General features: G+C 35.9%; 29 protein-coding genes and 1 tRNA gene. 23 read left to right on the top strand and 7 right to left on the bottom strand.

Going from position 1 to position 26,466, the window contains the following annotated elements:
• Positions 1 to 20 precede the first annotated feature (20 nt).
• The 7 genes from IV87_RS11225 (at position 21) to IV87_RS06995 (ending at position 6,416) form a co-directional block, all read left to right on the top strand.
• Positions 21 to 545: a cation:proton antiporter gene (locus IV87_RS11225; RefSeq protein ID WP_236698983.1), complete on the top strand. Its 525-nt coding sequence runs from the start codon at positions 21 to 23 to the stop codon at positions 543 to 545.
• Entirely contained in the window at positions 506 to 1,606 is a 1,101-nt protein-coding gene (locus IV87_RS07020; protein ID WP_236698982.1) for a cation:proton antiporter domain-containing protein, read from the top strand. Before IV87_RS11225 ends, IV87_RS07020 begins: the two co-directional genes overlap by 40 nt.
• A gap of 24 nt (positions 1,607 to 1,630) precedes the next feature.
• Positions 1,631 to 2,236: an NAD(P)H-binding protein gene (locus IV87_RS07015; RefSeq protein WP_057806806.1), complete on the top strand. Its 606-nt coding sequence runs from the start codon at positions 1,631 to 1,633 to the stop codon at positions 2,234 to 2,236.
• Between the two features lie 48 nt (positions 2,237 to 2,284).
• Positions 2,285 to 2,662 carry a nuclear transport factor 2 family protein gene (locus IV87_RS07010; protein ID WP_057806804.1) on the top strand — a complete coding sequence of 126 codons (378 nt, stop codon included), beginning with the start codon at positions 2,285 to 2,287 and terminating at the stop codon, positions 2,660 to 2,662.
• Positions 2,663 to 2,915: 253 nt separating this feature from the next.
• Positions 2,916 to 4,388 (top strand): FAD-dependent oxidoreductase, encoded by a 1,473-nt coding sequence (locus IV87_RS07005; RefSeq protein WP_177159943.1) that lies wholly within the window; start codon positions 2,916 to 2,918, stop codon positions 4,386 to 4,388.
• Positions 4,389 to 4,646: 258 nt separating this feature from the next.
• Positions 4,647 to 5,966 (top strand): MATE family efflux transporter, encoded by a 1,320-nt coding sequence (locus IV87_RS07000; protein ID WP_057806801.1) that lies wholly within the window; start codon positions 4,647 to 4,649, stop codon positions 5,964 to 5,966.
• A 132-nt stretch (positions 5,967 to 6,098) separates the two neighbouring features.
• On the top strand, positions 6,099 to 6,416 hold the full coding sequence (locus tag IV87_RS06995) for a DMT family transporter (protein ID WP_057806799.1): 318 nt from the start codon (positions 6,099 to 6,101) through the stop codon (positions 6,414 to 6,416).
• A gap of 31 nt (positions 6,417 to 6,447) precedes the next feature.
• Here IV87_RS06995 and IV87_RS06990 read toward each other — a convergent pair whose 3' ends face one another.
• Together IV87_RS06990 and IV87_RS06985 are read right to left on the bottom strand one after the other, a co-directional pair.
• A complete protein-coding gene (locus IV87_RS06990) occupies positions 6,448 to 7,056 on the bottom strand; it encodes a CadD family cadmium resistance transporter (protein WP_057806797.1) in 609 nt (202 codons plus the stop codon).
• Positions 7,057 to 7,077: 21 nt separating this feature from the next.
• Positions 7,078 to 7,398, bottom strand: a complete 321-nt coding sequence (locus IV87_RS06985; protein WP_074693928.1) for an ArsR/SmtB family transcription factor — start codon at positions 7,396 to 7,398, stop codon at positions 7,078 to 7,080.
• 159 nt (positions 7,399 to 7,557) lie between these two features.
• On the opposite strand from IV87_RS06985, the gene IV87_RS06980 reads away from it, so the two are divergent.
• From IV87_RS06980 to IV87_RS06970, 3 genes are all read left to right on the top strand, one after another.
• Positions 7,558 to 8,118, top strand: coding sequence for a MarR family winged helix-turn-helix transcriptional regulator (locus IV87_RS06980; protein ID WP_057806793.1), 561 nt, complete (start codon positions 7,558 to 7,560; stop codon positions 8,116 to 8,118).
• 28 nt (positions 8,119 to 8,146) lie between these two features.
• Complete coding sequence (locus tag IV87_RS06975; protein ID WP_057806791.1) at positions 8,147 to 9,916, top strand: ABC transporter ATP-binding protein; 1,770 nt, start codon at positions 8,147 to 8,149, stop codon at positions 9,914 to 9,916.
• A 137-nt stretch (positions 9,917 to 10,053) separates the two neighbouring features.
• The gene (locus IV87_RS06970; RefSeq protein WP_057806788.1) at positions 10,054 to 10,905 is read left to right on the top strand and encodes a TMEM175 family protein; all 852 of its coding nucleotides are present in this window, start codon (positions 10,054 to 10,056) and stop codon (positions 10,903 to 10,905) included.
• 43 nt (positions 10,906 to 10,948) lie between these two features.
• Here the strand turns inward: IV87_RS06970 and IV87_RS06965 are convergent, their stop codons facing one another.
• Positions 10,949 to 11,818, bottom strand: a complete 870-nt coding sequence (locus IV87_RS06965) for a DegV family protein (protein WP_057806787.1) — start codon at positions 11,816 to 11,818, stop codon at positions 10,949 to 10,951.
• A 131-nt stretch (positions 11,819 to 11,949) separates the two neighbouring features.
• Between IV87_RS06965 and IV87_RS06960 the strand changes: the two genes are divergently transcribed.
• The 3 genes from IV87_RS06960 (at position 11,950) to crcB (ending at position 12,953) form a co-directional block, all read left to right on the top strand.
• Positions 11,950 to 12,037 (top strand) — tRNA-Ser (locus IV87_RS06960).
• A gap of 176 nt (positions 12,038 to 12,213) precedes the next feature.
• Positions 12,214 to 12,603: a fluoride efflux transporter FluC gene (locus IV87_RS06955; protein ID WP_057806785.1), complete on the top strand. Its 390-nt coding sequence runs from the start codon at positions 12,214 to 12,216 to the stop codon at positions 12,601 to 12,603.
• Positions 12,600 to 12,953 carry a fluoride efflux transporter CrcB gene (crcB, locus tag IV87_RS06950; protein ID WP_057806783.1) on the top strand — a complete coding sequence of 118 codons (354 nt, stop codon included), beginning with the start codon at positions 12,600 to 12,602 and terminating at the stop codon, positions 12,951 to 12,953. Before IV87_RS06955 ends, crcB begins: the two co-directional genes overlap by 4 nt.
• Before the next feature lie 370 nt (positions 12,954 to 13,323).
• Here the strand turns inward: crcB and IV87_RS06945 are convergent, their stop codons facing one another.
• Positions 13,324 to 14,754 (bottom strand): DHA2 family efflux MFS transporter permease subunit, encoded by a 1,431-nt coding sequence (locus IV87_RS06945; protein WP_057806781.1) that lies wholly within the window; start codon positions 14,752 to 14,754, stop codon positions 13,324 to 13,326.
• Positions 14,755 to 14,984: 230 nt separating this feature from the next.
• On the opposite strand from IV87_RS06945, the gene IV87_RS06940 reads away from it, so the two are divergent.
• Entirely contained in the window at positions 14,985 to 16,151 is a 1,167-nt protein-coding gene (locus IV87_RS06940; RefSeq protein ID WP_057806859.1) for a hydroxymethylglutaryl-CoA synthase, read from the top strand.
• 42 nt (positions 16,152 to 16,193) lie between these two features.
• Here the strand turns inward: IV87_RS06940 and IV87_RS06935 are convergent, their stop codons facing one another.
• Complete coding sequence (locus IV87_RS06935) at positions 16,194 to 16,826, bottom strand: hypothetical protein (RefSeq protein WP_057806779.1); 633 nt, start codon at positions 16,824 to 16,826, stop codon at positions 16,194 to 16,196.
• A 141-nt stretch (positions 16,827 to 16,967) separates the two neighbouring features.
• Between IV87_RS06935 and IV87_RS06930 the strand changes: the two genes are divergently transcribed.
• Positions 16,968 to 17,210, top strand: a complete 243-nt coding sequence (locus IV87_RS06930) for a hypothetical protein (RefSeq protein WP_057806777.1) — start codon at positions 16,968 to 16,970, stop codon at positions 17,208 to 17,210.
• Between the two features lie 10 nt (positions 17,211 to 17,220).
• The gene (locus IV87_RS06925) at positions 17,221 to 18,351 is read left to right on the top strand and encodes a glycerate kinase (RefSeq protein ID WP_057806775.1); all 1,131 of its coding nucleotides are present in this window, start codon (positions 17,221 to 17,223) and stop codon (positions 18,349 to 18,351) included.
• A gap of 57 nt (positions 18,352 to 18,408) precedes the next feature.
• Here the strand turns inward: IV87_RS06925 and lexA are convergent, their stop codons facing one another.
• A complete protein-coding gene (gene lexA / locus IV87_RS06920; RefSeq protein WP_057806773.1) occupies positions 18,409 to 19,038 on the bottom strand; it encodes a transcriptional repressor LexA in 630 nt (209 codons plus the stop codon).
• Between the two features lie 135 nt (positions 19,039 to 19,173).
• Here lexA and IV87_RS06915 point away from each other — a divergent pair, with 135 nt between their 5' ends.
• From IV87_RS06915 to IV87_RS06900, 4 genes are all read left to right on the top strand, one after another.
• Positions 19,174 to 19,425, top strand: coding sequence for a DUF896 domain-containing protein (locus IV87_RS06915; protein ID WP_177159944.1), 252 nt, complete (start codon positions 19,174 to 19,176; stop codon positions 19,423 to 19,425).
• A 161-nt stretch (positions 19,426 to 19,586) separates the two neighbouring features.
• Positions 19,587 to 19,814 carry a YneF family protein gene (locus tag IV87_RS06910; RefSeq protein ID WP_057782644.1) on the top strand — a complete coding sequence of 76 codons (228 nt, stop codon included), beginning with the start codon at positions 19,587 to 19,589 and terminating at the stop codon, positions 19,812 to 19,814.
• 106 nt (positions 19,815 to 19,920) lie between these two features.
• Complete coding sequence (locus tag IV87_RS06905; protein ID WP_057806770.1) at positions 19,921 to 21,684, top strand: ABC transporter ATP-binding protein; 1,764 nt, start codon at positions 19,921 to 19,923, stop codon at positions 21,682 to 21,684.
• On the top strand, positions 21,674 to 23,467 hold the full coding sequence (locus IV87_RS06900) for an ABC transporter ATP-binding protein (RefSeq protein ID WP_057806767.1): 1,794 nt from the start codon (positions 21,674 to 21,676) through the stop codon (positions 23,465 to 23,467). The genes IV87_RS06905 and IV87_RS06900 overlap by 11 nt, the downstream gene beginning before the upstream one ends.
• A gap of 69 nt (positions 23,468 to 23,536) precedes the next feature.
• On the opposite strand, the gene IV87_RS06895 is transcribed toward IV87_RS06900, so the two are convergent.
• Entirely contained in the window at positions 23,537 to 24,160 is a 624-nt protein-coding gene (locus IV87_RS06895; RefSeq protein WP_057806765.1) for a lysophospholipid acyltransferase family protein, read from the bottom strand.
• An 85-nt stretch (positions 24,161 to 24,245) separates the two neighbouring features.
• Here IV87_RS06895 and IV87_RS06890 point away from each other — a divergent pair, with 85 nt between their 5' ends.
• From IV87_RS06890 to IV87_RS06880, 3 genes are all read left to right on the top strand, one after another.
• Positions 24,246 to 24,998 (top strand): tRNA1(Val) (adenine(37)-N6)-methyltransferase, encoded by a 753-nt coding sequence (locus tag IV87_RS06890; RefSeq protein ID WP_057806762.1) that lies wholly within the window; start codon positions 24,246 to 24,248, stop codon positions 24,996 to 24,998.
• Positions 24,988 to 25,272: a GIY-YIG nuclease family protein gene (locus IV87_RS06885; RefSeq protein ID WP_057806761.1), complete on the top strand. Its 285-nt coding sequence runs from the start codon at positions 24,988 to 24,990 to the stop codon at positions 25,270 to 25,272. Before IV87_RS06890 ends, IV87_RS06885 begins: the two co-directional genes overlap by 11 nt.
• Before the next feature lie 71 nt (positions 25,273 to 25,343).
• Positions 25,344 to 26,339 (top strand): D-2-hydroxyacid dehydrogenase, encoded by a 996-nt coding sequence (locus tag IV87_RS06880; protein WP_057806758.1) that lies wholly within the window; start codon positions 25,344 to 25,346, stop codon positions 26,337 to 26,339.
• The last annotated feature ends 127 nt before the right edge of the window (positions 26,340 to 26,466 follow it).

The following is a 26,466-nucleotide window of genomic DNA, read 5'->3' as shown; positions in this document are numbered from 1 at the left end:
GGACTGAGAGGAGTTTTTACATGTCATTAATGTTATCGTCTTTTGTTATTCTGATTACTGTTGCAATTAGTGATATTCTTGCAAAAATTGTTCCACATATTTCTAGTACTTACGTTAACTTATTTGCCGGTATTATTCTGGGAATTATTCCGTTCACTAATCATCTAATTTTAGATTTTAACGATGGTATCTTTATGATGCTTATCATTGCACCACTATTATTTTTTGAGGGGCAAAGTACCCCGGTTCTGTTGGTAAAAAATAAAATTACTAATATTTTAGGAACTGCGGTGGGGTTAGCTGCTGCATCGGCCATTTTAGCAGCACTTTTGATTAGTCGGATATTCTCTCTAGCAATTCCTTTAGCCTTGGTTGTAACCGCAATCAGTACCCCTACGGATGCCACGGCTTTTGATTCAGTGATTGAGGGACGAACAATTGAAAATAGAATCAAAAAAATTTACAACTGGAATCATTATTTAATGATGCAACCGGAATTATTTTATTGCAGGCCGCCTTTCTTTGGTTGCAAACCGGTCAAGTAGCCTTTGAAAAAAATGTCTTTCTTTTTATTTTTTCAGCAGGTGGTGGTATCGCTTTAGGAACTATTCTAAGTTTAATGATTATGGCCTTTCGACAATTTTTGGTGCGGTCTTCCGCAAATGTTATTTCATCACAAACTTTAATTTATTTATTAACACCATTCTGTATTTATTTTCTTGCCGAAAAAGTGGGCGTTTCCGGTATTATTGCAGTAGTAACAGCAGGCCTGGTTCATAATAGTGAAACGACTCGGAGCCGTTTTTCATCCCCACGACAAATGCATTTAGGCATGCAATTAGTTAATTTTTCAAACGCCGTTTTAAATAGTTTTGTTTTTGTTGTCCTTGGCCTTAGTTTGGAAAGAATTATTTTTGATCAACGACACAATATTAGTAATTCGTTACGTTGGTTGATCATTGGTGGCTTAGTTTACTTCTTATTATTAATTGTTCGCTATGTATATGCACGGTTTTTTATTGTTGACTGTACAAACAGGACAGCCGTGTTATTTGCACTTGGTGGTGTTCACGGAACAGTGACCCTTGCGATGACTTTTTCGATCTTGAACAATGGTATTTCACAAGTCTTGTTTAACGAAATTATCCTTATTGAGACGGTGGTCATTATTTTGAGTATGTTAATGTCAACGGTTATTTTCAAAATTCTCCTTCCTGTAGATGTAGATGAGTTGAACAAAGCAACTCAGTTGAAAATTCTTCGAAATGAGCTTGTTATCGTTGGCATTCAACATGTAAAAACAATGAAGCTCAGTGACAAAGTCCGTGAAATTGTGATTTATGATTTGCGTGATCAGGTTCAAAAAAATACATTAAATGCTTTTTTCAATCAATGGCGTTCAGTTACCACTGACAAAACAACTTTGACCAGCATTCAAAGTGTCGAACAGAGACGAGCTTTAATGCAAGCATTTGATGCGGAGCGCAAATTTCTTTATGATCTGGCCAAAAATCATATGGTTAATTCTGAATATATTTATGATTTATTTAGCGAGATCTTGTTGTCAGAATCGTTGGTTTTAGATCCACAAAATCAGGTAATTTAATTGAATCTCAAGGAGGACTTAGTAATGGCAAATGTATTGATAATTGGTGCAACAGGTTCAGTTGGTAGTGCAACTCGAAAATATTTTCTGGAAAACACTACTGATAAATTAACATTAATGGCTAGAAATACACGTCGTTTGGGAAAGCTGGATGCAAGTCGGGAAAATGCAATCACTGGTAATGTTACAGACAAAGGTACTTTACTCAAGGCATTGAAGGGGCAAGATACAGTATTTGCCGCGTTAAGTGGTAATTTAGGCCAAATGGCAACCTCGTTAGTAAACGCAATGGATCAATCAGCAGTGAAGCGCCTTTTATTTATTACTTCGATGGGAATTTATAATGAGATTCCAACTTCTGTTGAGGCCAACGGTAATTTGGCGTCAAATCCTGTTTTACAAAATTATCGCGATGCTGCTGATGTGATTGAAGCCTCAGACTTAAACTATACAATTATTAGACCAGGATGGTTTGATAATGGTGACGATACGAATTATCAGATAACTAAAAGAAGAGAACCATTTGGTGGTCATGATGTTTCTAGAAAAAGTATTGCTGATTTAGTTGTTCGTTTAGCTCATGATGACAAATTTGGGTCGCGTGATAGTTTAGGGATTAATCGTCCGTAATGTCTAAGCAAATGTGGTATTGATTGATGTCGATAAGGGATGAAAAATATGGGAAATGATGATGAATTACAGATTATTCAGTTATATCGGGAGCATAATCAGTATATGGTGGCCGGAGACGTTGAACAGCTTGGAATGTTGTTAGATGATAATTTTCAGCTAACTCACATGACGGGAATGGTTCAAAGTAAGCAAAAATGGTTGGAAGAAATTAAGACAAAACAAATGCAATATTTTTCTTCAACCGAAGAAGCTGTAACAGTGAATATGAAAAATAGTCGCCAAGCAGATTTAATTGGTCAAAGTAAAGTTGATGCTAGTATTCATGGTAGTCGCAATACTTGGCCACTACAATTGACCTTACATGTAGAAAAGATTGCCGCCGCTGACTGGAAAATCATGAATATTGAAGCGGCAATGTATTAAAAAAAGAAATCAAATTGTTCATAAGCTTAAAAGTTCTCGATGATTCGCGCGGCAATTTTGCTGGACGTGTACGTTACCGAGAACTTTTTTGATTCAATTACTACTATTTTGAAGACCGGATGTCTACATTATTGGTAGGCCTAGTTTGAAATAAATTGTAATTAATGTCTGCCTTTCATCAACATGTTTTGTTACACTAAAGATGGAATACCTAAGAAAGCTAATAAAATTCTTAAGAAGGAGATCTTAAATTATGGAAGCCGACGTTGTAATTGTTGGAGCCGGAGCTGCTGGTATTGCAGCTGGTGTTAGTTTAGCCGAAGCAGGTGCCAAAGTTATCATGCTTGAAAAGGGTGATAAATTCGGTGGTGCGGGGATGTTTGGCGCTCAAGGACTTTTTGCGGTTGAAAGTGCGCAACAAAAGGCTGCCGGTGTTGAATATACGATCAAACAAGCTTATCAAGAGTTGGCCAACTACACCCACTATCGAAGCAATCTGGGGTTAGTTAAGGCAATTCTTGAAGAATCAGCTTCCACAATTGATTGGCTAGAAAAAAGAGGACTAAAAACAGAGCTCGTGAACAATACGCAAGAAGTTCACCAAGGTCATCCCAAGGTTTATCATCAGTACATTGATAAATTTGCGGGTTTTGATCGTCTTATGCAAAATTTTAAGTCTCATGGTGGGCGTCTCCTTTTAAAAACAGCCGGCACCAAGCTTATTCAAAAAGATGATCAAATTAGTGGTATTCAGGTTCATCAAGAAAAACAGGATTTTATCATTGAGTGTTCAGCAGTGGTTGTTGCGGATGGTGGCTTTATTGGCAATCAAGGTCTCGTAAAAAGTTATTTGACTATTGATCCGACCAATCTGTACAGCATGGGAGAACGGAAAGCTACTGGAGATGGCATAAAAATGCTAGCGGAATTAGGCGCAGATACTCGCCATATGGGAGTGTTTGAGAACCATGCAGCTTCAGTCATTTCTCCTCAAAATCATAAATGGCATAATGAGACGATTTTCTCATTAACAAACTTACCATTCTTATGGGTTGATGGGGCTGGTAAACGCTTTGTAGACGAGAGTGTTTGTTACGATTTTGCTTTGTGGGGAAATGCCACGTACACAGCTGGTGGTTACTACTATATTATTTTAGATCAACAATTTGTGGATTACATTTCGGAACATTCACTTAACTGGACAGATTCATTTGAACGAACTTTTGCAAGCCTAAGCCATAAACAGGTCACACACAAAGTTGGACCATTTTCTCAAATTGATGCTGATCTAGAAGAAGCCATTCAAAAAGAAGCCGGTTGGCGAGCTGAAACACTTGATGAGTTAGCGGATCAAATCCACGTTTCTCGTCAGAATTTTGCAAAGACAATTCAACATTATAATTCGCTTGTTAATCAAAAAGAAGATACTGATTTTTATAAACCCAATAAGTATTTACAATTTTCTCTTGCTAAAGGACCATTTTATGCAATTAAGGCGCGTTCAACATCTCTAGGGACCATTGGTGGGGTTGAAACGAATGCTAAACTGGAAGCTTTGAAACAAAATAAACAACCAATTAAAGGTGCATATGTTACTGGTAATGATGCTAGTGGCATGTATGATACTTCTTATCCCACTTTGGAGGGAATTAGTTGTGCCTTTGCTTGGAATTCAGGGCGATTGGCGGCTAAAGCGGTAATTCAATTTTTGGATAAGTTTTGTTAAATGACATTTGAAATAAATGGTTAGCGTTCATTTTGTCTTCAGTGTTATGCGTACCCTTTTTTGTGATTTAACTTTAGTATAAAGTGTTAAAGTGATCGTTTAAAACGGTTTCAAAGTAGATAGACAAAGGTAAAAAACAATGTTAATCTAAGAATAGTAACATAAATTAATTATTAAACCCCAAGGCAGTTAGCTGTGTCAAAAGCTAATTTGGCTGGGGATTTTTTTATGAAACTTATGAAACTGAGGAATTATTTTATGAATTTAGATTATTTATTCGCACATGCACCGATTCCAAAAGTATATATGAAACTAGCACTTCCTGTGGTTTTAGGAATGGTTGCTAGTATGATATATAATTTGGCAGACACCTTTTTTGTGGCTCAAACAGGGAATGCAGACTTAGTGGCTGGAATTGCTTTAGGTACACCTTTGTTCTCTTTTATGTTGGCCATTGGTGATATTTTCGGTTTGGGCGGTAGTGCGGCAATTTCACGGTTATTGGGCAAAAAAATGCATGTTGACAGTGCACATCTTAGTAGTTTTTGTTTCTATAGTGCTATTGTATTTAGTCTGGTATTGACGCTTGTTATGTTGGTTTTTGAACGTCCGATACTGGGATTGATGGGTGTGACTTCGCAAACCTATCAATATGCGGCAGATTTTTACAGAATGATTGCACTTGGTTCCGTATTTATCATTGTTTCACTAGTTCCGGGTAACATCATTAGAACAGAAGGTTTAGCGACTAAATCAATGATTGCGACACTTTCAGGTACAATATTAACAATTGTCTTGGATCCAATTTTTCTTTTCAGTTTTCATTGGGGAGCCCTCGGTGTTGGTTTAGCAAATGTAATTGGATATGTCGTTAATACATCACTACTTGTTATTTTCATGATAAAGGACTGCCAGATCCTTTCCTTATCAATAAAAAAAATTTATGTTTCAAAAAAAGCAATTAAAGACGTATTAAATATTGGGATTCCGGCTTCTTTGACTAACTTTATGCAAAGTTTTGGAATAATGCTTTTAAACAATTATTTGGCTCCATATGGTGCTAACGCTATTGCAGCGATGGGAATTGTCCTGAAAATATATATGGTGGTTATGTTAATAATGGTGGGATTTGCATTTGGAGCACAACCATTAATAGGCTATAATTATGGTTCTGGAGATACAGATCGGTTTAAAGCGGTTGTTAAATTTGATTTTGTGATTGAAGTCGTTTATGCGTTAATTTGTGCAGTGATACTGATGATCTTTGCACCACAATTGATGGCATTATTTATGCATAATACAGCGATTATTAAAATGGGAACGACTATGCTTCGTTTGTTACTGGCCACGGCTCCGTTAACTGGGGCCATCCTTGTATTTACCACTATTTTTCAGTCTGCTGGTAAAGCAATGGGGGCTTTGATAATGTCGATTTCTCGTCAGGGAATCATTTTTGGTATTTCGATTGTTAGTTTGGCAGCGTTGTTTGGTTACACTGGTGTAATTATTGCCCAACCAATCGCTGATATTTTAACTTTTGCAGTTGGTTATTGGTTGTACAAGCAAATTTTAGTTTAGTTAGCTATGAATTTTGTGTTACAATGAACAGATTAAAATAATAAAAAGCGCCACCGGGTGCAGAAACGCAATTATAAACTTCGTAAGGTCAAGTGAAGAAGTTTACAATTGCGTTTTTTTAGGAGAAAAAACATGATTTGGATTGAATTAATTATTGCGGGTCTATTCGAAACTTTGTGGGCGACAACGATGAAATACAGCCAAGGTTTTACAAAAATTGGTTTTACAGTTCTCACAGTTATTGGCATGATTTTAAGTTTTTATTTTTTATCGCGGGCAACTAAAATTTTGCCTTTGAGTATTGCTTATCCTATTTGGACTGGAATTGGTGCAGTAGGCAGCATTATTATTGGGGTAATTTTATTTCAAGATCGACTGTCGCCATTGACATGGATGTTTGTCGGATTATTAGTTGTGAGCATTATTGGAATTAAATTAACTAATACCTAACCAGAAAAAGCAAAAATTTTTAGGCCCGTTTTTATAATAAAGTGAGAAGTTTTGTAAAAGTGCCACTTTCTAACATGATGTAGATACCAAGTAAAATGTAAACAGCTGCTGTAATCCATCGACCATATTTTTCTAATAGGTTAGCGATTGCCGGAACTTTTACTAATAGATAGCCAAAATAACAAAAAAATGTCAACATAACAACAAATGTCAGTAAAACAATGAGTAGTTCGGAAATTGAAAGAGTGACAAAAAAAGGAACATAAATACCAATATTGTCTGCTCCGCAAGTGGCAATTGTAATAATCATGACATTTAAAAGCAAACTTCGATGAGTGGTAAGAGTCTGATTCACAATGGTACTTGTGTTGTCGTCATCGTCAGTAAGTAATTTTAATCCCATAACTATGGGGATGAGTCCTAAGAGACCAAGGATCCAATCAGCGGGAATAAAATGGAGAACAAAGGCTAAAATCAAGGCCAGTGTGACTAATACAGTGGTTCCAAGCAAATCACCTAAGAAAACTGTTATTCTTTCTTTTTTGGATTTTGTGCGATAAAAAATTAACATTAAGATAATTAAATAGTCAATGCTAGTTGAGATGTAGGCAGTTACGCCAGATAGAATTATTTTTGTCATCTATAACTCCTTTTCCGCTGATTAAGGCATATTACTTTTACAAGCTACCGAAATAGTTTTCTCTGGCCAGTTCAGGCTGTCGATAACCCGATCCAGTTCAGTTAAAAGTTGAATAATATTAGGGTTGGCAAGTTGATAATAATAAAATTTACCTTTTCGTGTTTGCTTAACTAACTCACAATCGCGTAAACAGGCCAAATGTTGAGAAATATTCGATTGACTTGAATCAATTTTGTTTGTTAGTTCTGTAACGTTTTGAGCACCATTTTTTAAATTTTCTAAAATGGCTAACCTGACATCATTGTTTAAAGCATGAATCAGTTTTTGTTGAGCAATACTCATGATTCTCATCTCCTCTACATATTAGTGTACACTAATATGAAAAAGACGGCAATTGAATAGTTAGTTTTATGTTGACAAAAGCTAACTAAGTAATTAGAATGTATTTTGTTAGTTACAGTACCCGTGAAACTAACTAAATAAAAAAAGAAGGTATTCAACATGGCAAAAGACTCTCAAGAATTATTAAATTTATTTGGTCATTTATTTCAACAGCGATTTTTTGTGGGAGCTGCAATTAGAAGCAGTCAAACAGAAGACAGTCAAGAATCAAATCAACGCGGTCAATTACGTGTCTTGCGATTATTGGCACAACAAGAACCATTGACAAACTCGCAGATTGTGGAAAAACTGGACATTCGTCCTAGTTCGGCTAGTGTGTTAGTGAGCAAGTTAGAAGAGGATGGACTGGTAAAGAAGACAAATTCTCCTGAAGATAAACGCGTTACTTTCATTTCGTTAACAACTGAAGGACGAGATGCAATTGAAAAATCGAAAAAATTAAAAAATGATTTATCGGATTCCTTTTTCGAATCACTAACTAACGATGAACAGGAACAATTAGATGGACTTTTAAGAAAACTATTGATTGATTTAGAAAACAATGCGCCTAAGTGGGACGATAAACGAAAATGGTCAGAATTTTTTAATTCTTCTCGGGGATTTAGTCCCTTAAATCATCGAAAGTTTCCTCAAGGTTTTAACTTTCATGATGAGAATTAATAATAAGGTAAAAGGGAGATAAATCGAGATGCAAAACAGAAGTTTGAGTCTTCAAGCACTAAACAAAAGTTCTAAACAAACGAAATTTAATTTTAAAAGTTTTGCCCATTTGATTAAGGAGATTAAACCACGATTTTGGCAATTGGGGATTGGACTCTTGCTAGGATTAATTGCAACTGGAATGCAATTAATTGTTCCCAAAGTTGCTCAGCAGTTAATCAATCAATTAAATCATAGTCTTAATATGAACTTAATTGTTCTAGCAATAGTTTTATTTGTTTTGAGTGCGCTAATTAGCTCTGGATCAGGGGCAATTTTGGGCTTCTTTGGAGAAAATGTCGTTAGTAATTTACGCCAATTTTTATGGAGAAAAGTTTTGTTACTACCAGTCGATTATTTTGATGAAACAAAATCAGGCGAAATTTCTTCACGATTAGTCAATGACACTTCACAGGTTAAAGATCTATTGGCTAATTCAGTTCCCAATATGGTCACATCAATTCTGCAATTAGTTGGTGCCTTGGTTTTGATGTTAGTTATGGATTGGAAAATGACGTTGATCATGTTTATCGGTGTTCCTTTAGTAGTTCGTTGCATTTTACCTATTGCCAACCAATCACGTAAAATTGCCCATGCTAGACAGGATACGTTAGCTGAGTTTAATGGCGAAGTTAGTGAAACGATGGGCGAAATTCGTTTGGTGAAAGCTTCAACGGCCGAAAATGTAGAGAAAAATGCTGGAGATCAAAAAATTCATAAATTATATAAAATTGGTCTTAAGGAAGCTATTTATGATTCCGTTTCTGGTCCTGTCATGCAAATGGTTATGATGGGGATGATGATTGGTATTTTAATCTATGGAGCTAGTCGAGTGGCACAAGGAACAATGAGCTTTGGAACGCTAATATCATTTTTTATGTATTTAGTTCAAATGATTGGACCATTTGCGATCATGGGACAGTTTTTTACCAGCATGGCTAAAGCAAGTGGTTCAACTGCAAGAATTCAAGAACTATTAGAAGCTACAGAAGAAATTCAAGATGAAGGTCAGTCAGTTGATGCACAAGGCAAAACATTAACAGTTAAACATTTGAGCTTTACTTATAAAAAAGGGAAAGCAGCTCTACAAGACGTTTCATTTGTTGCCAAACCCAATACTGTAATTGCATTCGCAGGTCCATCGGGTGGTGGAAAGTCGACTATTTTTAGTTTGTTGGAACGTTACTATCAACCGGCAGCAGGTGAAATTAAAATTGGGGATACTTCAATTGAAGATGTTAAGTTAACAGATTGGCGCAATCAAATCGGATTAGTTAGTCAAAATGCTGAATTGATGAGTGGTACCATTCGATATAATCTGACTTATGGGTTGAAAGGTAAATATACTGATGATCAACTTTGGAACGTACTTGAAATGGCCTATGCGAAAGAATTTGTAGAACAGATGGAAAATGGTTTGGACACGCAAGTAGGTGAAAGAGGTGTTAAAATTTCAGGTGGGCAACGACAGAGAATTGCCATTGCGCGTGCATTTCTACGTGATCCCAAGATCCTCATGCTTGATGAAGCAACGGCTAGTTTAGATTCTGAATCTGAAATGATGGTACAAAAGGCGTTGGAAAAACTGATGCATAACCGAACCACGTTGGTCATTGCTCATAGGTTAAGCACGATTGTAGATGCTAATCAAATTTATTTTATTGAAGATGGAAAAGTTAGTGGTCATGGAACCCATCAAGAACTGATTAAGTCATTACCGTTGTATCATGAATATGTAGAAAACCAATTTGCGGGTTAATTAATCTAGTTAAGGATTCAAAATTGTACCTGAGCAGTTGCTGAAAATAAGGTGTTTGGGTATTCTAGAACTGTAATCATATGAGGTTTAATTTTACGAATATTGAAATTAGTATACAGAAAAGGAAGCAGCACATAATGGAAAAACTAAAAGAACGACTGGACATGTTTAGTGATGCCGTAATTGCAATTATTATTACGATTATGGTGTTGGAGTTGCCAATGCCACAGCATGATTCCTTAGCAGAATATTTACAATTTGGTAAGGCGATCGGAATTTTCTTCATTAGTTTTTGTTTTGTTGCTAACATCTGGTACCAACATTCAATTCTTTATAACGATGCAGAGACTATGAATAATCATGTTTTTATTTTAGAATTTATTTTCTTAGCCTTTTTGTCCTTAACACCGACATTTACTAAGTTGATTACTGTCGATACCAATCGTCACACGGTTATGGCGTACGGTATTCTGACGTTTATTGTCAATGGTCTGTTTATGCTTGTCAGTTATTCGGTTATTCACCAAAAATATAATGATACGATCGACATCAAGAAAATATTTAATAAGATTTATCTGAATCATAGCAACTCTTTGGGTATGATTAACGTGGCCGTTTTAATTTTGGCATATTTCGAGCCAAATTGGGCTTTATGGTGCTATTTAACTTTGCCGCTAATTTCATTCGTTTTTAATCGGGATGATCATTCTGATCTGGAAGAGGTTACTCAACTCTCACCGGCAAATCAGGATAAGTATTTAGAGTTTTCCAATGTTGATTTACGAGATTTCCGAAAGAAACAACGTGAAATTGGTCAAAAGTATTCCCATCAAAGAAGAAGTAACCCCAATTGGCAGGCCGATATGGCTGAAGAAATGCGAAAACTTTTTAAAGATAGCGGGCTAGATGCGCAAAAGATAAATACTAACTATACTGGAAAAGGGCGACTAAATCGAGACTGGCTAAGTAAGGACAACACAAGAAAATAAATTCGAATGAAAAATGCTACCTCACTGAACTTAGGTAGCATTTTTATTTACGTTTAGTTTTTCCAAATGAAAAGACTGCCACGCACCCTAGACCGGTATGGCTAGCAATAGTGGGACCAATGTGTTCCAGTGAGATTTGTGCGTTTGGAATATGCCGCAGAATTTGTGTTTGCACTGTCCTAGCCGCCTTATTATCATCACTAGTTGCGATCAGAATTCGAGGATTTACAGTGTTTTTTAGATCTCTCACGGTATTTGAAGCTAGTGCCTCAAGTGACCGTCGCCGTGTGCGTACTTTCTTAACTGGTCGTAAGTGGCCAAAAGTATCCACGTCCATAACTGGTTTAATTTGTAAAAGAGAACCCAAAGTTGCAGATGTCCGCGAAACACGACCACCATGATACAGATAATTGAGATCATTTACGGTAAACCATTGATGATAATATAGACGATTCTCGGTTAACCAATCCGCAAGTTGGTCAATTTTCATGCCTGCTTTTTGCTTGTCAATTGCATCTAACAGCATGAGACCTTGTCCACAACACGCTGCTAAAGAATCCACAAGGACGATTTTTGCTTCCGGATAGGCATGAACTAGCATTCTTTTAGCCTGTTGCGCATTGTTGAAGGTGCCACTTAAGCCAGAAGAAAAGCCAAGATACAAAATAGGTACATTGGCCTTCACAAAAGGTTTAAAAAATTCAATAAATTGCCCGATATTAATTTGTGTGGTTGAAGGCATCACGCCGTTTGCAATTTGTTGATAAAATTTTGGTAAATCAAAGTTATGTTCTAGATCATCGATAGATTCTTTTCCATCAATTGTCACGTGCATGGAGATAAATTTTACATCATTATCCGCAAGAAGTTGATAAGGCAGGTCAACGGCTGAATCTGTTAGTAACTGATACATTTTATTCTCCTATAGTCATATTTATGGTTCTCATTTTACGCGCATTATAGGTTTGATGGCAATTAATAGTATTTACAATTGACTAATTTTTGCCAAGTGTACAATTTTTTGGTATACTGGTTCAGTACTTTGGAGAGTTGGCAGAGTGGTAATGCACCGGACTCGAAATCCGGCGAACCGGCTAATACCGGCGCGCAGGTTCAAATCCTGTACTCTCCTTAATAGAAATGTGACAAAGAACTGCATTAGTGTGGACTATATCAATGGTCAAACACTAATACAGTTCTTTTTTGAAACTATGAAACATTTATGAAAACTTTCAGCCTTTTCATAAACAGAGATTTTTGATAAACTTGAGGTTATGTTTTGCAGTAAATTAGAGAAGAGGCAGTTTAATGGATGAATTAATTATTGGCGTATTTGCTTTTATAGGTGGTATCTTGCGATATGAACTTGATCAATTAATTCCTTCATTGGATAATTTCCCGATTGCCACTTTTTTAATTAATGTTCTGGGCAGCTTTTTATTAGCCTTGTTAACCACCACTTGGAGTTTAAATGAACGAGTCTCGCAAAGATTAACTTTGGGGCTGGGAACTGGATTAATTGGTGCGTTCACAACTTTCTCCTCATTTTCGTTAGAAATATTTAAATTATTAGGAAATCATCATTATCTGTTGAGCTTTGTTTATCTCACGGCAAGTATTCTGAGCGGCATAATTGGTGCTTGGTTGGGAATCAAATTTGGTGAAAAGATATATCCACAAAAGGAGGATGCCAAATGATGACCGTTAGTTTGATTGGGGTAGGGGCAAGTGTCGGTGCTATTACCAGATATGAATTAACAAAAATTATTAAAAAACGGATACCTTCCTATTTTCCGTTTGGAACACTGATAATTAACATTTTGGCATGTTTTGTGATAGGCTTTTTAGCAGCAACTACTTTAGAGAGTAGTAATTGGTATGCGATCATGGCCATCGGTTTTTGTGGTGGCCTGTCTACGTTCTCTACAATGAGTCTTGAAACAATGGTTTTACTTCAGGAACGTCGCTATCGGATGGCGGTTGAATATATCCTGTTTTCCTTGGTTATTGGGATCATGGCTGTCAGCCTTGGCGCCTTAATTTGTTAGTGTAAGGTTTTCCTAGATTGTCAATAAAATTCTAGGAATATTCATTTTGAGTTGAATATAGAGAAAAAGACCTGTAGCCTTTTAATCGACGAAGATTAAAGGAAAGGATACAGGTCTTTCATGTATATTTTAGCAGATTTTATTGAATCATTGGGAAATTTAGACAGTTTATTTGTCTTTAAACTTTGTCTTATTGGTTATAGTGGTTGTTTTGGTTTCGACAGTCATTTTGGACGGTCTAAAAATTATGTACTATCATTATCAAAATTAATAAAAACATTTATTCAAAATAAAGTGCCTCATAATTGTTAGATAAATAGTCTAATGATTGTGAGGCACTTTATAGTTTTTTGTGAATAAACGCATTTTTCTATTTAGTTTCGGTTTTATCATTAATAGTGAACGAAAGTAAAAATGCAACGATAGCCAGTATCAATGGGAAAAACAAACCGAAATGAACGCCATTTGTAAAGGCGTTTTGTGAATTTAAAGGTGCTGAAGAGGCATGTTGTCCAAGACCAAGCAAACTTGTGGCAACTGCAGTCGAAATTGCACCAATAATTTGTTGAAAGGTATTCATAATTGTACTTCCATCGCCAGCAGTATGCGCGTCCAAAGCATTTAAACCAAACGTTTGCGTTGGTGACATGGCTAATGGGGCGCCAATCATGATTACAATATGGGCCAAAATAACGTACCAAACGGCTGAATGGGAAGTCGTAAATAGTAACATGACGACACCGATAATCACAATTAAAAAGCCCAGTAATGCTAACAAACGGGCACCAAAACGGTCATAAATTCGTCCTGAAATTGCTGAGAATATTGCATTCACAACACCGCCAGGTAACATAACAACCCCAGTTAATGCAACAGCAATAGCGAGACCGTTTTGCCAAAACATTGGTAATAAGTACATTGAAGAAAGAATAATGCCAAAATCTAACATAACCAGAATGGCACCAATTCTGAAGTTGGGACGTTCAAAAACATGAAAGTTTAAAATTGGTGCATTAGAGTGTAATTGTCGATAGATATAAGCAACAAGTACTAGCAGTGAAACAACTAAGGTAATCAACACGGTGGCTGAACCCCAACCATAATTACTTGCCATGCTGACTGCCGTGACCAAACCACCAAAACCGATTGTTGATAATAAGATTGAAAAAACGTCAATTCTTGGTTTGGTGAGCTTATTGACGTTTGGTAGATATTTGATGGCAAAAAAAGTACCAATCAACAAAAATGGCACAAACAACCAAAAAATCCAGCGCCAGGAAAGGACTCCTAAAATTATCCCTGATAAAGTCGGGCCAATTGCTGGGGCAAACATAATTACTAAACCAATTAATCCCATTGCCGTACCTAACTTATAGGGTGGAAAAATTAAGGTTGCGACCGTAAACATCAATGGTAACACCAGACCAGTGGCGATTCCTTGAATCATACGACCAATTAGTAAAACAGTGAAACTTGGTGCAATAGCTGAAATAATAGCACCAACCATAAAATCAACTAATCCAAAGATGATAAGTTGACGTGTTGAAAACCATTTGGTAAGTAAACTTGAAAGTGGTAGTACAATCCCAATGATTAACATGTAACCAGTTACTAACCATTGAACGGTACCAACACTAACGTTTAGCTTAACCATCAGGCTTGGTAAGGCAATGTTAAGTGAGGTTTCACTTAGCATTCCGACAAAACCACCAATCAACATGCCCATCATGGCAAGCATGGGATGTTTGACGGGGACTGCCGCTGATGGAGCGGCGGTATTATTCGCAGAACTTTCCGACATAATTAAAAACTCCTTTACTTTTTTATCAGACAAGTGATTACACTAGCATAAATTTTTTCTTCTCGTAAGTTTTTTAAGGAAAAAAGTCGAAGTAAACGCTTTATATATGTGAATCACTAATTTAAGCTTTTTTAAATGTCTGATATCAGATTCAAAGCGGAATCTTTTTATATGTTAAAATAAATACAAAAGTTTTATGTTTACAGAAAAATGGCGGAGGGTAAATGAACGTGAAAGTTGGAATAGATAGAATTGGATTTTATACACCAAAATGGTATGTAGACATGGCTAAATTGGCTCGTGCACGAAATGAAGATCCTAACAAATATCTAATTGGAATTGGTCAACGCAAGCAGGCAGTGATTCCAAACTCGCAGGATGCGGTAACCATGGCGGCTAATGCAGCCGATCAAATTATTGATGATGATAATCGTCAAAAAATTGATCTTATTTTGTTTGGTACTGAATCTGGTATCGACAATTCTAAGTCGGCGGCAATTTATCTTCAACACCTACTGAAATTACCCAATACAGTTCAAAGTGTGGAACTAAAACAAGCGTGTTATGCTATGACCGCTGGTGTTCAATTGGCAAAAGATCATGTATTAGCGCATGCAGATAGTCAGGTATTAGTGATAGGTGCAGATATTGCCCGGTATGGTTTGCATACTCCGGGAGAGCCCACTCAAGGTGGTGGTGCCATGGCGGTGATTATTAGTGCTAATCCTGCAATTTTAAGCATTGAAGAAGGGTCGGCTCATTATGTGGCAGACATTATGGACTTTTGGCGACCTTTATATGAAACTCAAGCACTAGTTGACGGTAAGTATTCATCACAACAGTACATTGATTTTTTTCAACGAACCTTTACGCAATATCAAAAACAAACCAATTTAAAGATTTCTGAGTTACAAGCAATTGTGTTTCATCTTCCCTATACAAAAATGGGTTTAAAAGCCTTAAGAGCTATTTTATCGAAAACCAGTGAAATACATGCAAATCAATTATTACGAGAGTTTGAGTATTCACGAATGTTTAATCGGGAAGTGGGAAATCTTTATACCGGTTCGCTTTATTTGAGTCTGTTGTCATTGTTGATTAATAGTGAAAGTTTGAATGCTGGTCAAAAAATCGGTCTGTTTAGTTATGGATCTGGAGCAGAAGGCGAGTTCTATGTGACGACTGTTCAACCGAATTTTAAAGATGCTTTAAATATACCAATAATCACTAAAATCTTGTCACAACGAGAAGAATTAGAAATTCCCGTCTACGAAAAGATGTTTGCTTCACAAATGCCACTGACTAATACAGACTTTGAAACGGACTACCAGGCAGACGATGCCAAATTCTATTTAAGCGGTCAAAAAAATCAACAAAGACAGTATCGAAGTCGTTAAAAAAATCAATCTGACAATTTTTATCAGATTGATCTTTTTTAATTATTTAAAATAGTTGTAAGTAATTGTACCATCTTTAGCGGTCAAAAGTGGCTTGGAATTATCATTTGGATTCATTAGGGATACAGAATAATTACTGCCTAAATTCTTTTTTATAGATAGAGAAAGTTTTTTGAAATTAGTGGCTATCTGATCAAAATTAGCAGACTTAGCGTTTGACGGTGTTTTGACTAAGGACTTTAAGGAACTCACAAACTGTTTATTGGTTGGTTTTACATAGAATGCCTTGTCTGATTTGTTGAAACTAACTGTACCCGTTCCTGTATAGTTTTTTTGTAAAGATTTCAAAATGTTGTTTTCTTTGACAGACTGAGCAGCTTTTTTCTGCTTTGTTGTTTCATCTGGAAAAGCATTTTTACCGGCACTGGAAAAAGTACTAGAAAAACTCTTAGAAGAATTTGCTTTTGTTTGTATAGAAGTGGATGTTGTGTTTTGTGTACTAGATTTTGATTTTTGCCAAAAAGGTAAATTAAATCCACTATAGATAATTAATCCCAAACAAACCACGGTGAATAGAATTGGTGAAAATAAACGTTCGCTGTTTTGAATCACCATACTTAGTCGAAGTATGGATAAAATAAGTGCAATGATTGCCATAATGAACAAAAATAACATATAAATTCCCCTTACTGATCATTTTCTTTAATTATCACGCAAACCAAGCAAAACTACAATATGAATACGAGCCATATTTGTTGTTTACACACAAAACTAATTGTTATCATGAATATATATTAATAATTGGTGGCGATAAAAATGCTGACTAAATTCAAAGTAGGAATGTTAATAAAATGTCGAAAATGTGATGATTTAGATTTTCCGTTTATTGGAAAGATTATCAATATCTTAAGAACAAAATTGGTAGTTGAAATTCTGCAAATTAATTATCAGGATCGTTACAAAGCCTCATTAATTCAGTATAATACAGTTGTTGAGGCAACAAACTGTCTTCCAATTCAGTTTATTCGTGCTAATAAAATAAAAAAACATTTTAAATGAAGGCCTTTCGATGAAAATTATTGTAGCTCCTGATTCTTTTAAAAATAGTATGACTGCAAAACAGGCAACCGATCAAATAATTAATGGTTTAAAATCAATAGACAGTCATTTAAATTGTATTCCTTTGCCAATGGCGGATGGTGGTGAGGGTACCATGTCTGTTCTGATGACTCAATTAGGCGGTACTATTCATAAAGTTCAGGTCAAAGATGCGTTGGGACGTCCCATAGATGCTCAATTTGGAATTAACACAACGCGAAGAATAGCTGTGATCGACATGGCTTCGGCAAGTGGTATAGAACATTTAAAACCAGAAGAACTAAATCCGTTAAAAACGTCTACCTTTGGTACTGGTCAATTAATTCAAGCTTGTTTAAAATATAAACCTAAAGAAATTTTTCTGGGTGTTGGTGGTAGTGCTACTAATGATGGCGGAGTTGGTGCGGCAACTGCACTTGGTTATCACTTTTATAATGATCAAGATAGACCAATTGCTTCTGGTAATCAGGGGTTGGCACAATTAACGAAAATTGAAAAGCCACAGAATTTAAGTTCTTTACCACGGATTTTAGTGTTTAACGATGTTGCTAATCCCTTGTTAGGGGAAAATGGTGCTTCCAAAATATTTGGACCTCAAAAAGGAGCCACCCCCAATATGATAATAAAATTAGAAAATAATTTGGCTCATTTATCGAGAATTGTGAAACGAGATCTGGGTACTGATTATACTAATGATTGGGGAACTGGCAGCGCTGGTGGGCTGGGCTTTGGTCTAAAAACCTTTTTTGATGCTAAACTTGTATCAGGGATTAACAAAATGTTAGAAGTAGCTCAGTTTGAGAAACTATGCCAAGATGCAGATTTTGTAATAACTGGTGAAGGTTCTTTTGATACTCAATCAAGAAGTGGCAAGGTTCCTTTTGGTATCGCAAAAGCTAGTTTGAAATGGAATTCAAATTGTCAAATTGTAATTTTAGCGGGCAAAGTGGCTGCAGATTTAGTTGACCTTCCCCAAAATATCAGATTAATCAAAAATATTAATGACGAAGTACCAGAGTCACAAAGGACTATTCAAAATGGTCAGGAAAATATTCGACAAACAGCTCGTTGGTTAGCACTTCACCATTTTGATAAGAACTAAAATAGCGTGAATAAAAAGCTCCGCGATGAAAAAGTCGCGGAACTTTTTATTTTAAATCTAATATATTTGATCGCGATACAATCCCACTACTCGGCCAAGAATGCTAACATTCTTAAGAATAATAGGTGCCATCGTATCATTTTCTGGTTGTAAGCGAATATGATCTGATTCCTTGAAGAATCTTTTACAAGTTGCTTCATTTTCGTCAGTCATTGCAATGACAATATCACCGTTATCTGCCGATGTTTGTTTACGGACAATTACTTGATCGCCATTTAAAATTCCTGCTTGAATCATACTTTCTCCACGAATGGTCAACATAAATAGTTCGCCATCCTCGTGTTCAAATTCTGGCGGAAGTGGAAAGAAGTCGGTTGCTTCTTCAACCGCTAAAATTGGGACACCGGCTGTCACAGTACCTAAAACCGGAATTTTATGTGGCGTGGCACTTACGCCAAGTTCCTCAAGGCCAAGAGGGGTAATTTCTAAAGCTCTTGGTTTTGTGGGATCTTTTTGTAGGAGTCCCTTTTTTTGGAGCCTTTCAATGTGTCCATGCACTGTGGATGTTGATGAAAGAGAGACTGCTTCGCCAATTTCTCGAACAGTTGGCGGATATCCTTTTTCGTTTACCTTATCATATATGTATCGAAGTACAGCGACTTGTTTGCTTTCTGAAGATTTTGACATATTGGGCACCTCGCATTTTCTTGTTCTCATTTTAACATAGCTTTTTGGTGGATTCAAACGAATGTTCGGTTTAATTTTTTGAAAAAATGAGTGTAACAGTGTAATATTATGAATAAAGAAATCGGGAGTGAAAAAATGACAGAAGATAAAGAATTTCAAAAATTAATCCAACGAATCAACGAGCTGGCACATAAAGCAAAAAATGAAGGCTTAACCGATCTTGAAATCATTGAGCGTAAAGAATTACGCCAGAAATATCTGAAACGATTTCGTGAGGGTTTTAAAAGCCAAGTTGAGATGATGCGTGTTTTCGATAAGAGTGGCAAGGAAGTCACTCCAGAAAAGGTCAAAAAAGTACAACGTAAAAAGGGTTTAAGAAATGATTAAAGACTCTATTTTTTGTTTTATAATTTTACTTTAATCTTTTCTTATTTAAAATTAATGTTAAAATAAGAGGTATTAAGAAATAAATCGAGACTACCTCTTTTATTTTGGAATAATTTTGTGTACTATGAATTAGTATACATATTTGTTAGGAGGTTAGGACTTTGTCAACTGGAATTTGGATTGTAATCGTTATTATTGCATTATTACTTGGAGCAGTCGGTGGATTTTTTGCTGCTCGTAAATATATGGAAAGTTATCTTAAAAATAATCCTCCGATCAATGAAGAAATGTTGCGGACTATGATGTTGCAAATGGGACAAAAACCATCGCAAAAAAAGTTACATCAAATGATGAACTCTATGCAGAATCAAGCAAAACATCAAAAGTAGTTTCAAACAATTTTATGAGTGATAAAGGACAAAGATTATTTTTGTCCTTTTTTTGTTGCCAAAATTTGGAGGAGATAACAGAAGTTAATTAGTAGGAGGGTAAATCGTGTCAATTTTTCGTAAATTAGCTTGGTTTTTTAAAATAGAAAAATGGAATTATTTAATTGGCGTACTATTCTTGTTGCTTGTTGCTATTTTAAATGTTGTACCACCAAAAATTATTGGTAATTTAGTTCAAGAAATAAGTACCAAGGGCTTAACTGGGGTTTCGTTAGCGATATCGTTAGTAATTCTTGCTTCGGTGGGAGTCTTACAGTATCTTTTTCGCTATATTTGGCGTGCACGAATTTTTGGCGGCGCGGCAAGACTTGAAAAGACGTTAAGAAGCCACTTATTTACGCATTATATGCAAATGGATCAAACGTTTTATCAAGAACACCGAACCGGCGATTTGATGGCACATGCGACAAATGATCTTCAGGCGATCCAACAGGTTGCTGGTTCTGGAATATTATCGTTTGCGGATTCTATTATTACCGGTATTACAACCATTATTGCCATGATGACCCTTGTAGATTGGCGACTCACTTTATTAGCGATGATTCCATTTCCATTGTTAGCAATCAGTGCGGGCTATTTAGGTACAAAAATTCATATTGCGTTTCGTAAATCACAGGCAGCTTTTTCTCGTCTGAACAATAAGACACAAGAAAGTATTATGGGAATTAAGGTCATCAAATCGCTCGGTCAGGATAAGGAAGATATTGCTGATTTTAAGCGGTTAGTTGATGAAACGATTCAAATTAACCGAAAAGTTAATATGCTTGATGCACTGTTTAATCCAATGACAACCGTTTTGATCGGTGTTTCATACATGATTACACTTGTTTTGGGAGGATCTTTTGTAGTTCATAATGTTATTAATATTGGGCAATTGGTTTCCTTCATTTCATATATCACTATGTTAATTTGGCCAATGTTTGCAATTGGTAACTTGTTTAACATTATGGAACGTGGAAATGCGAGTTATGATCGGGTGAACTTATTACTACATGCAAGATCAAGCATCATTGATGATAAACATGCATTGAAAAAACGTGCCACAGGTGATTTGAATTTTAATATTAAAAGTTTTACCTATCCAGGAGATGAACAAAGAAGTTTAACAGACGTACATTTCACGCTTCCTGCAGGACATACGATTGGACTTGTCGGTAGAGTTGGTACTGGAAAATCAACCCTCATGAAACTAATTTTGCGGGAGTTTGACGATTATAAAGGGGCAATTTCGGTTGGTGGCATTAATATTAAAGACTATGCTCTAAATTCTTATCTACCATCCTTAGGGTACGTGCCGGAAGAAAGTTTTTTATTCTCAGATACAATTAAGAATAATATTCGGTTTGGAAATTTTGAGGCTTCAGATGATGCAGTCATTGAAGCGGCAAAAAAGAGCGATTTATATGCAGATATATTAGATCAACCAAATCAGTTTGATACCGAAGTCGGTGAACAAGGTGTTTCTTTGTCGGGTGGACAACGGCAACGGCTTGCTATTGCCAGAGCTTTAATTATTAATCCCGAAATGCTCCTTCTTGATGATGCGCTGTCGGCGGTTGATGGTGAAACAGAACATGCAATTTTACAAGAATTACGACAAGAACGTAAAGATAAAACGACCATCATTGCGGCACATCGATTGAGCAGTGTCATGAATGCTAATGAAATTTTGGTTCTTGATGACGGAAAAATTATTCAAAGAGGTACTCATGCAGAATTGATGGCTCAAAAGGGTTGGTATCAAGATATGTTCCACCGTCAACAAATGGAAACTAAGATTGAAAAGGAGGGTGATTTGAATGCAGAGTAAAAAAGAATCAATTTGGTCACATACAATGACGACCAAGGAACAAATGCAAACCATCAAACGAATGCTACCTTTCACTAAACCCTTCTTAAAACAGTTTATTGTGGCGATTATTTTTGCAGGAATTGTAAGTGTCATCAATATTTTATTACCAAGACTGATTCAATTTTATATGGATCATTATTTAGTGCATAGTTCGACACCTCTTTCAATTATGTTTATGTTTGCTGGCCTATATTTTCTGGGCGCTATTCTACAAGCCGTTTTCCAATTTGGACAAACGTTTTTGTATGCAATGGGTGCTGAACGTACGTTGGAACGCATTCGTGTGTTACTTTTCCAAAAATTGCACAAACTAGGTATGAGCTATTTTGATGCCACACCTGCTGGGTCAATTGTTTCTCGAGTAACAAACGATACAATGAGTTTACAAGATTTCTGGACTCTGTTTTTAACGTTAATTGTTGGTGTTTTCGGCATAGCTTCAGCTTTAGTTGCGATGTTTACGACCGATGTTAAAATCACGTGGGCAACATTAGCATTATTACCATTTTTAGTTTTTATTATTTGGTTTTATCAAAAATATAGTTCAACTGTTTATCGACGAATGCGGGAAAACTTAAGTCAATTGAACACTAAAATTAGTGAATCATTAGTGGGAATTGGGGTCATTCAACAATTTCGTCAAGAGAAAAGAATTGAGTCTGAATTTGAAAAAACAAATAATGATTATTTATTTGCCCGTTTTTCGATGATTCGAATGAATTCTTTATTGCTTAATCCAATTATCAATCTAATGTATGCTTTAGGAGTTGTTATTGCACTGGGTCTGTTTGGTATCGATGCGTTCAAAAATCCAGTTGCGGCTGGTGTAATATATGCGTTTGTTAGTTACATTGATAGTTTTTATAATCCAATGTCATCCATGATGGATTATCTTTCTACCTTTCAAGATGGTTTGGTAGCTAGCACACGAATTTTACGAATCATGGATAATCAAAGTTTTCAACCTAAACAAAACGTAAAGTCTGATTTGAAAATAACAGAAGGAAAAATTGAATTTAAACACGTTACCTTTTCTTACGATGGCGAAAATGATGTTTTAAACGACATAGATTTTACCGTTAATCCAGGAGAAACGGTGGCTTTGGTTGGATCTACTGGAAGTGGTAAAAGTTCCACAATCAATCTATTGATGCGCTTTTATGAATTCCAATCGGGACAAATTCTGATCGATGGTCATGATATTCGTGAATATGCACCAGAGGAATTGCGCCGTAAAATTGGTTTGGTTTTACAAGAACCATTTTTATTTTATGGAGATATTGCTTCTAACATTCGTATGTATAATGATGATATTACTGATGATGACATTCGGCGTGCGGCACAATTTGTCCAAGCGGATCAATTTATTGAAGAACTGCCAAAAGGTTATCATAATAAAGTGATTGAACGTGGGGCAGAATATTCTGGTGGGCAACGTCAATTAATTTCATTTGCGCGCACGATTGCTAGTGATCCCAAAATTTTGATTTTGGATGAAGCTACAGCCCATATTGATACGGAAACCGAGGACATGATTCAGGGAAGTTTAAAGAAAATGAGTCAGAGCCGAACTTCATTAGTGATTGCTCACCGATTATCAACAATTCAAGATTCAAATCAAATTTTGGTTTTGAAACATGGTCGAATTATTGAACGGGGAACTCATGATGAGTTACTTGCTAAGCATGGAATGTATTATGATATGTACGAGCTGCAGGGAAATACGCAGTTTGATAAATAATTTTCTTGTAATTAAAAGTATTTCAAAAAAATAGGTGAGGCAGAGAACGTTAAATTCTCTTGGCCACACCTATTTTTTTGAAACATCTACATATTTAAAGTTAGGATCAATTTCTTTGTCCAATTTGTCAAAGGCACCTTGAAGTTGCTCATCAAGTGCATTACGACCTGCTTCATCCATGCGTTGCTTTCGATCTATTTGAATTGGATCACCAAACGCAACCGTTGTTCGTTTTCTAGAAAAAAGTGATTTAAAAGTTAGGGGACCTTGATACACAGTGGGGATAATTGGCACATTTGCCATCTTGGCAATGACCACGGCACCACCTTTTAGATGTTGTGTATGACGTGATCCAGATGGAAAAATGATCATCGATAATTTACCTTCACGAAGAATATTCACAGGTATTTTGATTGCTGAAGGTCCTGGATTTTTTCTGTTTACTGAAAAAGCGTAACAATGAATTAGAATCCACCGAATAATTGGATTTTTGAACAGTTCTTCTTTGGCCATAAAAGAAAACTTCTTTGGACTGGCTGCAAGTGCATAATAGATAGGATCAAACCAGGTTCGATGTGGGCCTACCAAAATATAAGATCCTTCAGGAAGCTTTTTTCGATTTAAATAATGAGGACGTCCATTGATAATGTATAATAATACTCGTATTAAAATTCTTAAAAATGAATAAACCACGGCACTTTTCTCCTGTCATACTGAATTAATGTCTTAAGTATGACCAAAAATTGAAATTGTTGCAAGTGATGAATAAGGGGATAGAATGAAAGATTCTGAATTTTTAAAAAAGAATGAAAGAATTGATCAACTTTATAGTCAAAATATTAAAATAATCCAAAGCCCAGATGTCTTTTCTTTTTCACTAGATGCTGTTTTATTGGCTGCATTTGCACAAATGAAAAAATCCTCAAAAATCAAAATAATGGATTTATGTGCGGGTAATGGTGCGATTGGCCTGTTTGCTAGTCAAAAAACACAGGGACTTATTGATCAAATCGAGATACAATCTAAATTAGCTGATATGGGCAATCGAAGCATCAAATTAAATCATCTCGAACAGCGAATGAAAATGTATAATTTGGATGTCGCCGATACTTTTAAAGAATTTGAAAAAGATACTTATGATTACGTGCTCTGCAATCCACCGTATTTTAAGAACCAAGTGGAAAGTAAAAAAAATCCAAACGCCTATTTGGCAGTTGCTCGGCATGAAATCAAAACTAATTTAAACCAAGTATTAGCGATTTCTTCAGGGTTGCTAAAAATGAATGGCAAACTGTTTTTAGTTCACCGTCCGGATCGCTTTTTGGAAATTCTAGAAACTTTAAAACAAAATCGATTGGCTCCTAAACGCATTAGATTAGTGTATCCGCGTCAACATAGTGAAGCTAATATGGTGTTAATTGAAGCTATAAAAGATGGCCGACCGGATGGTATTCGTTTTGTGGATCCGTTATACACATACAGTGGTAAAGAATACTCGGATGAAGTGAAGAGGCTTTTATATGGAAACTAATAAAATACGTCAATACTTTTTTTATGTTCTCTTATGTGCTGATGGAACCCTATATGGTGGTTTTACTGTCGATTTACGTGCACGTGTTGCGACGCATAATGCTGGCAAGGGAGCTAAATACACACGAGTGAAGAAACGACGACCGGTTAAATTAATTTATTCAGAAAGTTTTGACAATAAACATGCAGCTTTGAGCGCAGAATATCATTTTAAACATCAATTACGAGAAAATAAATTAGAGTTTCTAAATGCTCATGGTGTTCAGGTACACTGAAAAGTAAATTTACTTTAATTTTTAACGATGTGCTATACTAAAGATACATTTGTTAAGGAGGAATTTTTGTAATGAAAATTATTGCTTATGGTATTCGTGATGATGAAAAACCATATTTGGATGAATGGGTTAAAGACAATAGTGTTGAAGTAAAGGCTGTTTCAGACCTTTTAACTGAGGACAATATTGATTTAGCTAAGGGTTATGATGGGGTTGTTGCTTATCAACAAAAACCTTATACTGATGGCATCTTTAAGAAGATGGATGAATTTGGAATCCATGCATTCTCCTTACGTAATGTTGGTGTTGATAATGTGCCAGTTGAATCTGTTAAGAAATACAACATTAAGGTTTCTAACGTTCCTGCATACTCACCAAGCGCAATCGCAGAATTATCTGTTACTGGTTTGATGTCCTTGTTACGCCGTATTCCAAGATTTGAAAACAAAATGGCTAAGGGCGACTTCCGTTGGGCTCCAGACATTGCTCAAGAACTCAACGAATTAACTGTTGGTGTCATTGGTACTGGCCGTATTGGTCGTGCTGCAATGGACATTTTCAAGGGCTTTGGTGCTAAGGTTATCGGTTATGATGTCTTCCGTAATCCAGAATTGGAAAAAGAAGGAATCTATGTTGATACTTTAGATGAAATTTATGCACAAGCCGATGTTATCACACTCCATGTACCTGCATTAAAGGATAATTATCATATGTTAAATGATGATGCCTTCAGCAAAATGAAGGATGGTGTTTACATTCTTAACTATGCCCGTGGAACTCTAATCGATACTGATGCATTGATTCGTGCTCTCGACAACGGAAAAGTTGCTGGTGCTGGCCTTGATACTTATGAAAATGAAGTTGGTATTTTCGATGTTGATCACAAAGGCGAAAAGATTAACGATGATGTATTTAACAATCTTTTTGCACGTGACAACGTTTTGATTACACCACATTCAGCTTTCTATACAACTAAGGCTGTTAAGAACATGGTTCAAATTTCTTTGAATAATAATAAGAGCTTTATCGAAAATGGCAAAGCTGATAATGAAGTTAGCTTTGACTAATTTGTGAAAACTCAGTTTAATGAAGGAAGTTTACGCGTCGATTGATGTGTAAACTTCTTTTTTATTGTGTTGATGTTAGCAAAATTGAAACTATTACTGTCAATCATTTTTGAAAATGTCCGAATTT

This window comes from Pediococcus ethanolidurans, from assembly GCF_001437405.1.
GTDB lineage: Bacteria > Bacillota > Bacilli > Lactobacillales > Lactobacillaceae > Pediococcus > Pediococcus ethanolidurans.
The sequence above is the reverse complement of the archived record's forward strand: the minus strand, read 5'-3'. Positions and strand labels throughout refer to the sequence as shown.

Excerpts from the sequence above, each read along its gene's own strand:
- IV87_RS11225 (WP_236698983.1), top strand. The coding sequence starts at position 21 with ATGTCATTAATGTTATCGTCTTTTGTTATTCTGATTACTGTTGCAATT.
- IV87_RS06955 (WP_057806785.1), top strand. The coding sequence starts at position 12,214 with ATGGATGAATTAATTATTGGCGTATTTGCTTTTATAGGTGGTATCTTG.
- IV87_RS06880 (WP_057806758.1), top strand. The coding sequence starts at position 25,344 with ATGAAAATTATTGCTTATGGTATTCGTGATGATGAAAAACCATATTTG.
- IV87_RS06925 (WP_057806775.1), top strand. The coding sequence starts at position 17,221 with ATGAAAATTATTGTAGCTCCTGATTCTTTTAAAAATAGTATGACTGCA.
- IV87_RS06990 (WP_057806797.1), bottom strand. The coding sequence starts at position 7,056 with ATGACAAAAATAATTCTATCTGGCGTAACTGCCTACATCTCAACTAGC.
- IV87_RS07015 (WP_057806806.1), top strand. The coding sequence starts at position 1,631 with ATGGCAAATGTATTGATAATTGGTGCAACAGGTTCAGTTGGTAGTGCA.
- IV87_RS07010 (WP_057806804.1), top strand. The coding sequence starts at position 2,285 with ATGGGAAATGATGATGAATTACAGATTATTCAGTTATATCGGGAGCAT.
- crcB (WP_057806783.1), top strand. The coding sequence starts at position 12,600 with ATGATGACCGTTAGTTTGATTGGGGTAGGGGCAAGTGTCGGTGCTATT.
- IV87_RS06980 (WP_057806793.1), top strand. The coding sequence starts at position 7,558 with ATGGCAAAAGACTCTCAAGAATTATTAAATTTATTTGGTCATTTATTT.
- IV87_RS06890 (WP_057806762.1), top strand. The coding sequence starts at position 24,246 with ATGAAAGATTCTGAATTTTTAAAAAAGAATGAAAGAATTGATCAACTT.
- IV87_RS06965 (WP_057806787.1), bottom strand. The coding sequence starts at position 11,818 with ATGTATCAGTTACTAACAGATTCAGCCGTTGACCTGCCTTATCAACTT.
- IV87_RS06945 (WP_057806781.1), bottom strand. The coding sequence starts at position 14,754 with ATGTCGGAAAGTTCTGCGAATAATACCGCCGCTCCATCAGCGGCAGTC.
- IV87_RS07000 (WP_057806801.1), top strand. The coding sequence starts at position 4,647 with ATGAATTTAGATTATTTATTCGCACATGCACCGATTCCAAAAGTATAT.
- IV87_RS06915 (WP_177159944.1), top strand. The coding sequence starts at position 19,174 with ATGACAGAAGATAAAGAATTTCAAAAATTAATCCAACGAATCAACGAG.
- IV87_RS06970 (WP_057806788.1), top strand. The coding sequence starts at position 10,054 with ATGGAAAAACTAAAAGAACGACTGGACATGTTTAGTGATGCCGTAATT.
- IV87_RS06930 (WP_057806777.1), top strand. The coding sequence starts at position 16,968 with ATGCTGACTAAATTCAAAGTAGGAATGTTAATAAAATGTCGAAAATGT.
- IV87_RS06975 (WP_057806791.1), top strand. The coding sequence starts at position 8,147 with ATGCAAAACAGAAGTTTGAGTCTTCAAGCACTAAACAAAAGTTCTAAA.
- lexA (WP_057806773.1), bottom strand. The coding sequence starts at position 19,038 with ATGTCAAAATCTTCAGAAAGCAAACAAGTCGCTGTACTTCGATACATA.
- IV87_RS06985 (WP_074693928.1), bottom strand. The coding sequence starts at position 7,398 with ATGAGTATTGCTCAACAAAAACTGATTCATGCTTTAAACAATGATGTC.
- IV87_RS06935 (WP_057806779.1), bottom strand. The coding sequence starts at position 16,826 with ATGTTATTTTTGTTCATTATGGCAATCATTGCACTTATTTTATCCATA.
- IV87_RS06900 (WP_057806767.1), top strand. The coding sequence starts at position 21,674 with ATGCAGAGTAAAAAAGAATCAATTTGGTCACATACAATGACGACCAAG.
- IV87_RS06885 (WP_057806761.1), top strand. The coding sequence starts at position 24,988 with ATGGAAACTAATAAAATACGTCAATACTTTTTTTATGTTCTCTTATGT.
- IV87_RS07005 (WP_177159943.1), top strand. The coding sequence starts at position 2,916 with ATGGAAGCCGACGTTGTAATTGTTGGAGCCGGAGCTGCTGGTATTGCA.
- IV87_RS06995 (WP_057806799.1), top strand. The coding sequence starts at position 6,099 with ATGATTTGGATTGAATTAATTATTGCGGGTCTATTCGAAACTTTGTGG.